The organism is Kineothrix sp. IPX-CK (genome assembly GCF_039134705.1).
GTDB classification, from domain to species: Bacteria; Bacillota; Clostridia; order Lachnospirales; family Lachnospiraceae; genus Kineothrix; species Kineothrix sedimenti.
The window spans coordinates 3,868,769-3,883,549 of the sequence record NZ_CP146256.1 but is presented as its reverse complement, the minus strand read 5'-3'; the positions used below and the strand labels follow the sequence as shown (position 1 = coordinate 3,883,549).

The following is a 14,781-nucleotide window of genomic DNA, read 5'->3' as shown; positions in this document are numbered from 1 at the left end:
TTATGATAATTGCCAGAGAAGTCTGTCAGATCTGTGGGATGTTAACTGAATTTAAGGCGGAAGATGAAGTGGTACTCTTGCGTGAGGCAACATGTGTACATTGTGGTGCTTCATTGAGAAATTCTGATGTCGCAGGTGAAGTGATAGCTTATATACGTGGAGAGAATACTGGTCTTAAAAACCAAAAGGAAAAATTGGACAAATATAGAATATTAAATACGTGTTCTAGCGGATATATTCATAATGCTTTAAAGGGATGCGAAGGATATACATGTTGTGAATATTTTAGTCAGGTGCCCTCTGGAAGTATATACAATGACGTTTTATGTGTTGATCTTTGCAACATACCTTTTGATGAGAATACTTTCGATATTGTGATCTCGGAAGATGTATTGGAACATATATGTGATTTTGAGAAAGCAATGAGTGAAATTTTGAGAGTATTAAAAGTTGGAGGAAAGCATATTTTTACTGTTCCTTTACATGAAGGAAGAAAAACAATAGGTAGACAAGATAAAGAGAAAGTTTACCATGGGGATCCTATACATGAGGAGGGGTGTCTGGTTGTTACAGATTGGGGAGACGATATTGGCATAATTTTAGAAAGCTTTGGTTACAGTGTAGATATACAGAAAAAGCATGTATTTTATACGGAAAAAGAAATAACGGATGTCGACAAGAGCTATGATGAATATTTAAGGAAAAAGAAGAGCATGGATAAATATTTCAAATATAATTCTGTTGTTATTGCTGCGCAAAAGGGGACAGAAGATTCAATAGAGTCTTTATTTACAGGAGAAAGATTTGTACCGGGAATAAGAGATGTGCAGCTTGAGATAGAACATTATCAAAGATATGAAAGCGTGCAGGAATTGGTGCGCCATAAAACCGTTCTGGATGCTGCATGTGGCGAAGGATATGGAAGTAATATTTTGGCAAGCACAGCAGAGAAAGTAATAGGGTTGGATATCAGCGATGAAGCAGTAGAGCGGGCAAAAATTAAATACGGGGATACTGCTAATCTATCTTTTGTTATAGGAAGCATTGCGGAATTACCCCTTGAAGATAATAGCGTGGATATAATTGTGTCTTTTGAAACGATTGAGCATGTTGCGGAAGAGTTACAAGTAGGATTTCTTCGGGAAATAGGAAGAGTTTTAAAAAAAGATGGAATATTGGTCATGTCTACTCCTAATAAAGAAATTTATTCGGACTTATATAATTTCAAAAACGAATTTCACATAAAAGAGTTTTATAAGGATGAGTTTATTCGGTTTTTAGGAACGAAATTTGAAAATATTAAACTTTATAATCAGTATTTTGAAGTTGCATCGTTTATAGATTCTGTCGAGGATAAGGACGACAAGGTAAAGTATTTTAAGAACACAGAAAAGTATCTGCGAGAAGGGAAATACTTTATAGCTTTGGCGTCTAATGGAGATTTATCCAATTCATGTATCTCGAGCGTGTTTATGAATGAAGATACTGAATACGATAAGAAAATTGCACGCATTTTTCAACTGCAGGAAGCGGAAGAAGTAAGGAATAAGCATTTGAGACAATTGGACGACGAAATCAATGCTAAGAATGAATATATTCTGCAATTACAAAAAGAACAAGAGCAATGCAATGCATTAGAAATAGAATATAAAAAGATGCAAAAAGAGTCAGAGTTAATATGGGAAAAGAAACAAGAAGAATGGGAAAATAAGCTTCTAAAAGCAAACAAAGCGGATGAGGAAAAGAGCAATTTAGAACATGAGGTGGTCTTGCGGGGAGAACATATTTTAAAACTCGACAAGGAAATAGCTGAATTGAGAGAATATAGGGCTTTAGCAGAGAGAGAGTTAAATTCCAGATCATATAAAATGGCACTCAAATTGAGGAATTTAAGTTTCAAGATTCTTCCTAAAAATAGTAATAGAAGGTTTTTGTTTGGAGTTTTATTGAAGACGTTACGTCATCCCAGGACGATGTATCGGACTTTTAAATCTTTAAAGTTCAATATATTGTGCGAAAACCTAAAGGCGAACGGGATGGAAGGGGTACGTTTGTATTTCCGAAATATTGAGGAGAGGGAAAGCTCCTCAATATTTCCATGTAAAGATACCGCAATACAGGTGGAAAGCATTGAAGAAAAAAAGAGATTATCGGATTATGAGAAACTACAATTTCCAAAGAATGATAATCCAGAAGTTTCAATTGTAATACCTGTATATAATGAGTTTGAATACACCTATGGATGTCTCAAATCTATTTTAAATAATAGTGGAAATGTTTCTTATGAAATTATAATAGCGGATGACAATTCTACTGATTTTACAAGTCAAATAGAAGAAGTTGTAAGTAATATAAGAAAAATTACGAGTCAGGATAACCTAAGATTTCTATTAAACTGTAATAAGGCAGCAAAAGTGGCGAGGGGAAAATACATAGTATTTCTTAATAATGATACGCAAGTACAGGATAACTGGCTGAAACCATTGTTAGGTATTATGAAGACAGACTGTAAGGTGGGCTTAGTTGGTCCCAAGCTTATATATCAAAATGGCTGGCTTCAAGAGGCTGGAGGGATTGTTTGGAAAGATGCTTCTGCATGGAACTTTGGTAATCGTACGAATCCGGAGCAGGCAGACTATAATTATTTGAAAGAGGTAGACTTTATTTCCGGAGCCTGTATCATGATACGGAAGGAACTTTGGGAAAAGATAGGGGGATTCGATGAACAATTTGCACCGGCATATTATGAAGATGTGGATTTGGCATTTGAAGTAAGAAAGCACGATTTTAAGGTGATATACCAACCACTTTCCAGCGTTGTACATTTTGAAGGAATATCCAATGGGACAAGTCTGTCCGCCGGACAGAAGGCCTACCAACTTGTGAATAAAGAAAAATTCTATAGAAAATGGGAAAAAGTCTTGGAAAAAGAAAATTATCCCAATGGAGAGAGTGTCTTTCTGGCTAAGGATAGGAGCAGGTTTAAAAAGCATATCCTTGTTGTTGATCATTACGTTCCGCACTTTGATAAAGATGCGGGTGGAAGAGGAACGTTTATGTATTTAAAACTATTTGTTGAAATGGGAATGCATGTAACGTTTATTGGAGATAATTTTTATAAACATGAGCCATATACGACGATTTTGAATCAAGAAGGGATTGAAATATTGTATGGTGAGTATTATTTAAATAATTGTGAACATTGGCTAAAAGAAAATGGTAAATATTTTGATTATGTATATTTACAGAGACCACACATCTCTGTAAAGTACATTGATTTGGTAAAAAAATATACAAATGCTAAAGTTATTTATTATGATGTAGATTTATGTCATGTTCGGGAGCTGCGCCAATATGAAATAACAAAGGAAGAAGCATTACTAGAATCTGCCGCAAGATGGAAGGAAATCGAATTTGGGCTAATAGAGAAGGCAGATGTAATTCATGTTGTTGGAAGTTATGAGGAGCAATATTTAAAAGAAATTTTTCCTGAGAAACCAATACGGAACATTCCCCTATATATTTATTCAGATATTAAACGAGATGTGGATAAGGATTTTGCAAATAGAAAAAACATTTTATTTGTGGGGGGATTTGGACATCCGCCTAATGAAGATGCCGTTTTATGGTTTGCTAGAGATATATTCCCTAGAATCCTTAAAAAATATCCCGATATTATTTGGTATATTGTTGGAGCTAAACCACCGAAAACTGTTCAGGATCTAGCCAGTGTAAACATTATAATTAAAGGCTTTGTATCTGATGAAGAATTGCAAAAGCTATATAAAGAATGTAGAATAGATGTTGTGCCATTGCGATACGGAGCAGGGGTCAAGGGAAAGGTTCTTGAAGCAATATATAATCAGATACCGTTAGTTACGACAAGCATAGGAGCAGAGGGACTGAGTACTAATGAAGAAGCATTCTGGGTGGAGGATGATGCGGAAAAGATAGCAAGTTTAATCATTGATGTATACGAAGATTTTGAAGCATTGAAAATAAAATCCGATAATAGCAATTTATTTATTGAAAATCATTTTCTTGATAAGCATGCGAAAGAGATTCTGAAATTAGACATGTCTTGACGACTTGTTTTTTAGAAAGAGGTACGATATGGAAAACAGAGTGGGGAAAATTTTCACGATAGCTTTAATAAGTATTATTTTGTTTTTGCCAATTACTTTAAGAATTTTCCCATTAAAGTTTGATATGGAATTGGCAGGAGTTACCTTGAACAACGAGTTTCCACAGATTACAATATCTCAAGTTATGGATGGTTCTTATCAGCAAAGCATAGAAGATTACTTTTCTCAGAATATAAATGGGAGGGGTATTGTTATAAAAAGCGGCAATCAATTGATATATACTATATTTAATCAGAGTCCCCATTCAGGAGAAGCTATAGGTAAAAATAATCAGTTATACGAACTGGAATATATTTATAAAAAATTACAATATATCCCCCCTGTTACTGATGAGTATACCAGCGACTTAATTAATAAACTGCAATTATTACAACAAAAACTAGGAAGTAAGGGAACTAAGTTATTTATTTATATTACACCTTCTAAAGCAGAAATATACCCTGAGGATATTCCGGACATATATTATAGGTGTGCGCCAGAAGAACAAGAGTCTTCATATGAAAAATTTGCTAAGGGTATAAGCGATGCTGATTTACCCTTCTTTGATGCAGCAAAATATGTGCAAACCATGAAGCTGTCTACTGGCAAGAATATTTTTTCTAAGACCGGAACACATTGGTCACAGGTAACAGGTACTAAAGTTGCCAGGCAGTTGATTCAAGAAATGGAAGTACAGTTAGGGTATGACTTGACGGAAATCGAGGTTGAAGAAAAAGAAGTGGAAGAACCACTAGCTCCAGATGCAGATATATTTTATTTAATGAATATCATACAAGAACCATATGATAAATATTATGAGCCGCTAATTACGGTTTCAAAAGTAGGGAAACAACAGCCATCTTTGATTTGTCGGGGAGGCAGCTTTATGGGACAATCAATAACGTGGCTGGTTAATAATGATATTGTAAGCAATGCAGTACATATGGAGAATACGTCTTTATTTCAAGACAAATATAGTAATATACAATCTTTTTCTGATTATGCTGAATTAGATATCGAACAATTGATGAAGAACAAAGATATATTAATTTTAGAGGTTAATCAAGCGGCAATTGAACAGATGAGCTTTGGATTTATAGATTATCTGCTAAATTCAGATGTTTTAAAATGATGGGAGGAAAATAAGATGGCATTTACATCAACAACATTCTTATTTCTGTTTTTGCCGATATTATTACTTATATATATCATTATCTACAAATTTCATAAGATTGAGTTGGAAAATTTATTTCTCGTAATAGTATCAATTATATTTTATGCATGGGGAGGACTTCAATCCTGTGTTTTATTAATAATTAGTATAGCGATTAATTATGTGATAGGACTTTTATTAGATAAGTGGGAAAACGCAGTTGTACTTAGAAGGTCTATATTCATTATTGGCATAATCATCAATCTTGGCATGCTTGTAATATATAAATATTCTGCTTTTTTAATTAGTATTGTTGGCAGTGTAGGAAAAAGTGTTGATATTAATTTTTCTATGGAAACAACTATTTCTTCATTACCGTTGGGTATTTCTTTTTTTACATTTTCGATTATTTCTTATTTGGCAGATGTATATTCCAGAAAGGTAATCCCACAAAAAAATCCCATAAAACTAGCCCTATTCGTTATGCTATTTCCCAAATTGATTATGGGTCCTATAGTACGATATTCCCAAATAGAAAAGGATTTTGAGAACAGAGAGGTTAATTTACATAAAACATATCGAGGTTTAATTCGCTTTGTAAAAGGCTTTTGTAAAAAGATGCTTCTGGCAAATCAGATGGGAATAGTAGCAGATGCGATATTTAGTATGCAGGGTGGAGACAATTTTGTAATTGCATGGATTGGTGCGCTAGCCTATACGTTGCAGATTTATATTGATTTTTCGTCATATACAGATATGGCAATTGGTCTGGGGAATATATTTGGATTTACTTTTGCAGAAAATTTTGATTATCCTTATGTATCAAAAAGTATACAAGAGTTTTGGAGACGATGGCACATAACCTTATCTAGTTGGTTCAGGGATTACGTATACATTCCCTTGGGAGGAAATCGGAAGGGCAAGGCTAGAACATATGTAAATTTAGGTATTGTATTTTTACTTACAGGTATATGGCACGGGGCAAATTGGACCTTTATTTTTTGGGGTATCTATCATGGGTTCTTTTTGATTTTGGAAAGGATTAGATTGCGAGAAATCCTACAAAAGGCTCCCAGAGCTGTTTCGCATATGTATACGATGCTGGTTGTTATTATAGGTTGGGTAATGTTCAGAGCTGAATCAATACCGCAGGCTATAAAGTATATTACAAGCATGTTCCAATTTCGGATTGATAATATCTGGCAGCTGGATTTTTGGAAGATTATGAATAGACAATATATATTCTTTTTTATTATTTCTGTTATATGCTGTATTCCAGCAGGAAAAATCAGAAAGAAGCTATGCGATAATATAATAAGTGATTTATTACTAATAGGCATATTTATATTTTCGATTTATTTTATGCTAGTAAGTGAATTTAATCCTTTTATATATTTGAGATTTTAGAAGGGCGGAGGATTACAGATTGTGGATACTCATGAAAAAAGCAGTGGCAGCATTGATTGGATAGATATATTCAAAGCTATTTGTATTATTTTAATGGTTATGGGGCATTCAAACTCTCCTTTTACAATATATATATATATGTTTCATATGACGGCATTTATTTTAATTTCTGGTTATACTTATTCCGGTGATAAGTATTCAGCTATGAAATATTTAAAGCGTAAGGTTGTATCGTTATTATTACCGATGATAAGCATCAATATAGTGTACATATTGTTCTATACGCTTTTAGAGAGGATTAATTTGTACTCATTTTTTCAAGATGGAGAGGCACTTGGTTTGATAAGTAGGCTAGAAGTATTTGTTAAATATTTAGGAACACCGGACTTAGGCGGAACTACATGGTTTTTATTTGTTCTGTTTTCTATTGAAGTGTTATTTAAATTAATTAGTAGTTTTTCCAATAAATTTAAATTTAAAAATCTGGATATAATAATATCTCTGATGTTAGCCATTTGGGGTTGGTGTATCATTAAAAGTAATATAATATTGCCCTATTTATTTGACTTAAGTTTATTTGGGATTGGCTATTTTAGTATTGGAGTATTATTAAGGCGTTATGTAAATATAAAGTATTATATTGATAAAAAATTAATGATTATTGTTTCATTAATAACTATTTTGTTCTTTGGGAGTTTTTATTTTGCGAATCAATTACCCATGAATTGGCCAACTCGTCAATTTGATGCTTCTTTACTGATTCAGATGATTTCAAGTTTATGCCCTATTTATATATGCTACATACTATCTAAAATATTAGAGAATACCTATATAATAAAAAAGTTGCTAATATTTATTGGAAAAAGAACGTATATTATTTTAATTTTTCATTTTGCAGCTTTTAAAATGATTTTTGGATTACTAATCGCGATGAATCTATATCCTTTAGATTATCTAAAAAAATTAGTGCCCGATTATTCTGTAACACTTCAATGGTTATTTATAACAATTGTATCAATTTTAATATGTTTATTGATATCATGTATATCTGAAAGGAATATGATTTTAAACTTTGTTTTTAATGCAAAAATACAAAATAATATAAAAAGAGGGAATCCAAATGCTGAATAATAGAAAAATTAAAGTTCATTTTTTGCTAAGTATGCTTTTTTTATTTAGTTTTTTATCTACTTTATGGATGATAGATTTAAAGAATAGCTTTATATTTGATGATTATTCAAATATATGTTATGCAAGATTTAATAGCTTTGAAGAATTGTTTAAAATATTTCCTACTCATACTTATAATGACAGACCTATTGGATCAATGTTTGTAAAAGTTTTAAATGTATTATTTGGATTAAATTACCAAAACTATCATATTATTTTTACATTTATTCATTATATCAATATTTTTTTGGTTTATAAAATATCGTGTTTTCTCTTTGATTTTATTGCGACCGAAGAAAAAAAATACTTATCAATTATAGCAGCATCTATCTTTGGAATTTATCCATTATCTATTATGAGTGTATCATGGATATCTGCAGTCTATGATTTATTATGTTGTTTATTCGCACTTTTAAGTATTATGTTTTATTTAAAAGCCAGAATATCAGACAGATATGAACTTAATTATGCAGCACTGGCCCTAGTATGCTTTTACCTGTCTATTCGTAGTAAAGAAATGACGTTAACGCTACCACTTATTTTATTTATATATGAAATATGGCTGGCAATAAAAAATAAGAACAAAATTATAATAAAATGGTATTTAATAGGCAAGATAATAATTATGTTTTTATTTGTTTTTCTGCTCTTCAGGGGTGGAATAGAAGAAATTGGTCCTGATAATCCATACTATCAAGATTTTAGTATACCAAATTTATTTCATAATGCTATTAAATATCTATTTCTATACTTTGATTGGTCAAATACTGGATTTACATTTTATCAATATACAAAAGGGGCTGTTATAGGGGTTTCGTTTTTTATAGTAGTTTTTTTATATGCAATATATTCAGCAATAAAGAAAAAAGAATTTTCAATAATATTTCTTATAACTTGTATTGGGATATCTCTTTCTGTAGTATTGACTATGGCGAATATGCAACATAGGTTATACCTATATATTCCATCTGTTTTTATTGGAATTACAGTATCTGCTTTTATTTACAATATTTTAAAGACGAGAATAAAGTACTTGTGGGAAGTTAGTATAGTTATTATTATAGGTTTATATTTAATAAATTTTACATCAGGTATGATTGGTTTTAAATCAAATTGGATGGATTTATGTTACAACGATGCACAAGGTTTAAAACAACTGGAACGACTTGAAAAACCGGTAGAGCAGTCTAATATTTTTGTAAAAAGTACTGAAGATACTTATAATATTTTTTATTATGGACCAGGAAACTCCATGAAATTATTGTTTGATGATCCATCACTTAATATATTTCTTGTTGATGAATTTCCCATTGAACCTGTAAAACCCTATATCTTTTTAGAGTATAATAATAATTCTATTATCGAAGTTGAACGTGATATGAGTATACCCCCTATCGAAATAGAATCAGTTTATCCAGAGCAAATAAACAAAGAAACCAATTTTAATAAGGATGGTACTTTGGATATTGCAATAGTGAGTAATATTATAAATGAATATCTAAAAATAATTATTAACGGAAAAGAGCTTAATACAGTAATAGGGAGTGATTTTATATCAACGACTGTCCCACAGATATTATTAGATGATGAAAGCCTGAATATTCAGGTATATGATACTAAGGCGGAGAGCTTTTCAGAAATTATTACTGTTGAAATCGATTTAAAATAGGGAGTGTTGATAAGAGGAGGGTAGAAAATTGATTTGCTTAGTATAATTGTTCTCTGTATATAAATACGTTTATAGCAATTATTTTAAAAATGAACATGTTTGAAAAAGGAGATTTTCTATCGTAACTTAATGATATTGACGTCAGTGGATTTGTGCCATCATATGTCAGTTGGTATTGAATTTTAAAGTAGAAACTTATTCAAGTGTGAAGTTTGAGTTAATGATACTTAATAAATAGGGGACTTACTAAGTTATTGCAAATTTAAATTTGGATTCCGATATGTTTGGTCAATTCCAAGAATTTTACTTACTAGAAAATAATTATTAAGAAATTCCTGTACCCTAAATTTGGGGATAAGTTTATTTTGTTTTAAAGGATTCCATGATATCATACAATTATAATGAAATGTTTAACGAAAAATATGATAACGTAATTATGGTAAGATAGTAGTGATGTGACTGTTGGATGAAATTTATGGAACAGAAATAATCCTTTCTGATAAGGATAAAATTTGTGAACTTTTAGAGAATCTAAAAGAATTTTGGAGGTTAAGTAGTGGAATTTAAGAAATTTAAAAATATAAACAAATATCAAGTGGGTGTCTTTTTTCTTGTGTTAATTAGCCTGTTTATTAAAATCGTAATTAGTTTAAATATTACAGGTCCAGTTGTATTTGGTGATGAGTTACTTTATAGAAGAAGATCAATGGAATTAATATTTTTAAATAAATATACATCAACTACTTATCCGTTAGGATATCCGCTAGTAATTTCGTTAGCTTTTTTGTTTGATGATAATTTTTATTTAGTAGCTAAATTAATAAATGCGATATTAACGACAACAGTTATATTCTTTACATGGAAACTATGCAGGTTATTTTTAGAAGAAAAATATAGTTTACTTTGTTCGTTTATTGCTACTATTTTTCAGTGGCAGTATATGTCAACTCCACGTATTATGAGTGAAAATTTATATTTTCCACTATTGATTTTAACACTCTATTTATTTATGAAGACGTTACAAAAAAACATTTTAACTAGAAGAATGATTTTGGGTATATTATTAGTTTCACTTCATTTAACAAGGCATATAACAGTTGTATTATTGCCAGTATTTATATTAGTGTGGTTAATAGAAAGATATGATGGTAAATGGAAAATAAGTATTAAAAAAGATAAAATATGGGGACTTTGCCAAATTTTTCTTATATATATAATTATATATGGTATATGGGCAATATATATGATTAATCAATTAGGAGACGGTCAGGGGTTTCTAGATGTACTGGGAGTGTCCATTTCTTCAGGTGTAGGTGGAGAATCCATCAAGGAATATGCTACACTACAGTCATTAGGAAAAATGATTGTTCTATATGGCTCCTATACAGTATTAAGTTTGTTATTTATTCTGCCTACTTGTTTTTTAGGAGTGTGGAATACTGTTTTAGGAAAGTATGATTTGTTTGTTTCAAAATTTATACTTTTAGTATTTCTATTAACTGGGGCATTAGAAGTAGCATCTATACGCCATTCGTGGCGAATGGAATATAATTATCCTGATGTATTCCATATACTTGGAAGATATATTTGGTGTATTGGTGGGTTATGGGCCATTGTATATTTTATATTTGTTACTAATAAATTGATGATTAATTCTAAATTGCTAATTGGTTGCCATATAGTAAGTTTAGTAATATCGATAGCTGCTACATTAGTTTTAATAACGGATTCTATATTCAATCTTGGAAGTAGTTTTTTGGGGGATTTTAATACTAGAGATATCCTTTATTTGAAAGACATATATATTGTGGTCATTGTAGTTTATGTAATCGGTTTAACCTTGTTAATATATAATAAATCAAAATATAATATGTGGACAGTATGTGCATTAATAGTTGTATTGTTATATGGGTTAATCAAGAGTTTCACTTATGCTGATTTCGAATATGATGGTATTTTTGGTAATCAAATAGAAAAATTTAATGATGAATATGGATTAGAAAATTATGATTACTTAGTTACAGATATTCCGGTTAATAATTTAGTCTGGGATATCGAATTCTGGACAATGAATGATGATAGGCCAATTGTTTTTTATGAAGATGGTATACAAATGGATATGTACTATGATAGAACATATGCTAATTATACAAAAGTAGAGTTAGTGAAGGTAGAAAAGTTTGATAAAAATAAATTTGGAGACAGAAAAGGTATTATATTATGTGAAGTAGATAGTAATTATGTGAGCAAGCCATATATTCAATTTGAATATAAAGATAAAATATATGGAATTTACGATTTCCCAATTAGTTTAAAAGACACAGACTCATTAACGATTGAGCAAACATATCCGGATAATATTACAGAAGGTGAAGGGTTTAATATACAAGAGAATGGTAATTCGGCAATGGGTATTCAGACTAATTTACCAAAAGAATTATTTGAAGTATATATTAACTCAGAGAAAGTACAGGATATGGCGACTGATGAAAATGGATTGGGAGCAATCATTTTACCGGATAAATATTTTGAAAATAGTGGGACACTAGAGATTCAATTAAAATTAATTAAAAAAGAAAAATTTGTTGAAGATATATTAAGTAATAAAGTTATGATTATTATTAGTGAAAAATGAAAGAAATATAAAGGAGGTAAATGAGAAATGAAGCTAATTATTCAAATCCCATGTTATAATGAGGCTGAAACATTAACAATTGCATTAGATGCTTTACCTAAGCACATTGAAGGAATTGATGAAATTGAATATCTCATTATTAATGATGGGAGCAAAGACGAAACAGTACAGGTGGCAAGAGCATGGGGAGTAAACTATGTAGTAAATTTCAGACGGAATAAAGGACTGGCAAAAGGCTTTATGGCCGGCTTGGATGCCTGCTTAAAAAATGGTGCGGATATTATTGTCAACACAGATGCGGATAATCAATATTGCGGTGAAGATATAGAAAAGTTAGTTAAACCTATATTACATGGTAAGGCGGATATTGTCATCGGAGAACGCCCAATATCACAAACTGATCATTTTTCGTTTATGAAAAAAAAATTACAATGGCTTGGAAGTTGGGTAGTGCGAAAAGCATCAAATTCAGATATCCCTGATGCACCTAGTGGGTTTCGAGCATATAGCAGAGAGGCGGCTATGCGATTGAATGTTGTGAATGAATACACATATACCTTAGAGACGATTGTACAAGCTGGAAGAGAGAAGTTATCAATGATTTCGGTTCCGATACGAACGAATCCAGAATTGAGAAGTTCGCGATTGTTTAATAGCATGTTTGGATATGTTAAAAAATCTATGTTAATCATTGTTAGAGCGTTTATGATGTATAAACCTCTTAGGTTTTTTTCCTTGGTAGGAGGTATATTTATTGCTGCTGGAATTCTTTTGGGTATACGCTATATTATGTATTTAATTGGGGATAGTGGTACAGGGCACGTGCAATCATTAATTTTAGCAGCGGTTTTGATGCTTGCAGGATTTCAAACTATTGTTACAGGAATGCTGGCTGATATAATTGCTGCTAATAGAAAGATATTGGAGGATATTCAATACAGAATAAGAGGATTAGATTATCGGCTTAACCAGAAAGATAAGGAGTGATTAAGATACATATGAGCGGATATATTCCATTTATAATGAAATCAGTTCCTAGGGTATTGACGCAAGTCGATAGAGATAAGCATTCAAAAACATATGGATGTTGTGACAGGAACTTTTGGCATTTAAAGATAAGAGATTTTTCGTCTGCAATATTACAACAGACGGGATTGGCAATAGCCCTCTTGGACACAGTTGATTTTGAGGGAAATATATACTATAAACGAAATGCGGCTGAGTCATGGGCGAAAGCGACTTTATATTATTGGAAAAAGATTCAGCTTAGGGATGGAAGCTATAATGAATATTATCCTAATGAGCACGGATTTCCGCCAACAGCCTTTTCGTTATTTTCGTCTTGTGAAATATACAAACGGCTACAAGTTTATGATCAAAATCTTGTGGAGGCAATGAGGAAAACAGGCAAATACTTAATATCTCATATAGAAATGAAGGCTTATAATCAGGAAATTGCATCTATAACAGCCTTATATTCTTTGTATACGATTACAAATGAAAAATGGGTTTTAGAAGGATTAGAAAACAAACTGCGAAGAATATTAGACTTACAGTCTGTTGAAGGATGGTTTCCAGAATATGGAGGAGCTGATATAGGCTATCTTAGTGTTTCGCTGGATATGTTGGCCGAATATTATTGGATGAGCCGTGATGAAAGAGTTTTAGAACCGTTAAATAAAATAGTGGAGTTCATTAAATATTTTATTCATCCAGATATCACGGTAGGGGGAGAGTACGGTTCAAGAAATACTACGTATTTTTTGCCTAATGGGATTGAAGTTATGGTTCATTTAGGAAATAAAGATGCAATTGCAATAAAAAAATTTATATTACAAAAATCAAATGAACCGGGATATTTTATGGATGCAGTAGACGATAGATATTATAGCCATTATTTATTGCACTCTTTTTTAAGAGCATTGGAAAAAGAAAAAATGAACGTAAAACCTGATAACAACGTTGGACTGTTGCCCTTTGAAAGTAAGGAGGAAAAGTATTTTCCAGAAGCAGGTCTTTTTGTCTTATCACGTATGAGCAAAGAGATAAGTTCGTATTGTATTATTGGAGCTAAAAAAGGCGGGGTTATCAGAACATTTATCAATAATCAACAATCTATATCCGACTTTGGATATAGGGTAAATTATGGAGAGGGAAATATTGCTGTTACTAATTGGCAAGATAATGAATATTCAGTCAAAAAGAATGGTAATTATTTAGAGATAAACGGAAAGTTTACAAAGGTTTCTCTTAAAATGCCGTCACCAATTCTACATTTAGGGTTGAGAGTGCTATCATTTGTTTTTGGTAATAAAATTATAAGTATGCTTAAAAAGAAAATAATCTTAGTAGATAAGCATACAGATATAATAATTTCCAGAAGAATTAAGTGGGATGATGAAAAAATAATAATTGATGATGAGATTACAAGTCCAGAATTAATAGAACTAGAAGCTGCCGATAATTTTTCTGCAAGACATGTTGCATCCGGAAAGTTTTATTCTATTTCTGATATAAGTATACATGATGAAAATAATTATGGAAAGAATGTATTGTTTCAGATTCATAAAGAAATAAAATTGGACCAAATAAATATAATGTCAATTGAGGTAAAAGGGTAATG

At 31.3% G+C, this 14,781-nt stretch carries 8 protein-coding genes; all 8 read left to right on the top strand.

What is annotated here, in order from left to right; translation table 11 throughout:
- Window positions 1-2: 2 nt before the first annotated feature.
- The 8 genes from V6984_RS18525 to V6984_RS18490 all read left to right on the top strand — a co-directional run bounded on the left by V6984_RS18525 (window position 3) and on the right by V6984_RS18490 (window position 14,779).
- Window positions 3-4,085 carry a methyltransferase domain-containing protein gene (locus V6984_RS18525; protein ID WP_342757077.1) on the top strand — a complete coding sequence of 1,361 codons (4,083 nt, stop codon included), beginning with the start codon at window positions 3-5 and terminating at the stop codon, window positions 4,083-4,085.
- A 28-nt stretch (window positions 4,086-4,113) separates the two neighbouring features.
- Window positions 4,114-5,256: an alginate O-acetyltransferase AlgX-related protein gene (locus tag V6984_RS18520; RefSeq protein WP_342757076.1), complete on the top strand. Its 1,143-nt coding sequence runs from the start codon at window positions 4,114-4,116 to the stop codon at window positions 5,254-5,256.
- 15 nt (window positions 5,257-5,271) lie between these two features.
- Complete coding sequence (locus V6984_RS18515) at window positions 5,272-6,684, top strand: MBOAT family O-acyltransferase (RefSeq protein WP_342757075.1); 1,413 nt, start codon at window positions 5,272-5,274, stop codon at window positions 6,682-6,684.
- Window positions 6,685-6,705: 21 nt separating this feature from the next.
- Entirely contained in the window at window positions 6,706-7,815 is a 1,110-nt protein-coding gene (locus V6984_RS18510) for an acyltransferase family protein (RefSeq protein WP_342757074.1), read from the top strand.
- Window positions 7,805-9,523 carry a hypothetical protein gene (locus V6984_RS18505; RefSeq protein ID WP_342757073.1) on the top strand — a complete coding sequence of 573 codons (1,719 nt, stop codon included), beginning with the start codon at window positions 7,805-7,807 and terminating at the stop codon, window positions 9,521-9,523. The genes V6984_RS18510 and V6984_RS18505 overlap by 11 nt, the downstream gene beginning before the upstream one ends.
- 556 nt (window positions 9,524-10,079) lie before the next feature.
- The gene (locus tag V6984_RS18500) at window positions 10,080-12,158 is read left to right on the top strand and encodes a glycosyltransferase family 39 protein (RefSeq protein WP_342757072.1); all 2,079 of its coding nucleotides are present in this window, start codon (window positions 10,080-10,082) and stop codon (window positions 12,156-12,158) included.
- A gap of 27 nt (window positions 12,159-12,185) precedes the next feature.
- Window positions 12,186-13,145 (top strand): glycosyltransferase family 2 protein, encoded by a 960-nt coding sequence (locus V6984_RS18495; RefSeq protein ID WP_342757071.1) that lies wholly within the window; start codon window positions 12,186-12,188, stop codon window positions 13,143-13,145.
- 11 nt (window positions 13,146-13,156) lie between these two features.
- Entirely contained in the window at window positions 13,157-14,779 is a 1,623-nt protein-coding gene (locus V6984_RS18490) for a hypothetical protein (protein ID WP_342757070.1), read from the top strand.
- Window positions 14,780-14,781: the final 2 nt, after the last annotated feature.

Excerpts from the sequence above, each read along its gene's own strand:
- V6984_RS18490 (WP_342757070.1), top strand. The coding sequence starts at position 13,157 with ATGAGCGGATATATTCCATTTATAATGAAATCAGTTCCTAGGGTATTG.
- V6984_RS18520 (WP_342757076.1), top strand. The coding sequence starts at position 4,114 with ATGGAAAACAGAGTGGGGAAAATTTTCACGATAGCTTTAATAAGTATT.
- V6984_RS18505 (WP_342757073.1), top strand. The coding sequence starts at position 7,805 with ATGCTGAATAATAGAAAAATTAAAGTTCATTTTTTGCTAAGTATGCTT.
- V6984_RS18515 (WP_342757075.1), top strand. The coding sequence starts at position 5,272 with ATGGCATTTACATCAACAACATTCTTATTTCTGTTTTTGCCGATATTA.
- V6984_RS18495 (WP_342757071.1), top strand. The coding sequence starts at position 12,186 with ATGAAGCTAATTATTCAAATCCCATGTTATAATGAGGCTGAAACATTA.
- V6984_RS18525 (WP_342757077.1), top strand. The coding sequence starts at position 3 with ATGATAATTGCCAGAGAAGTCTGTCAGATCTGTGGGATGTTAACTGAA.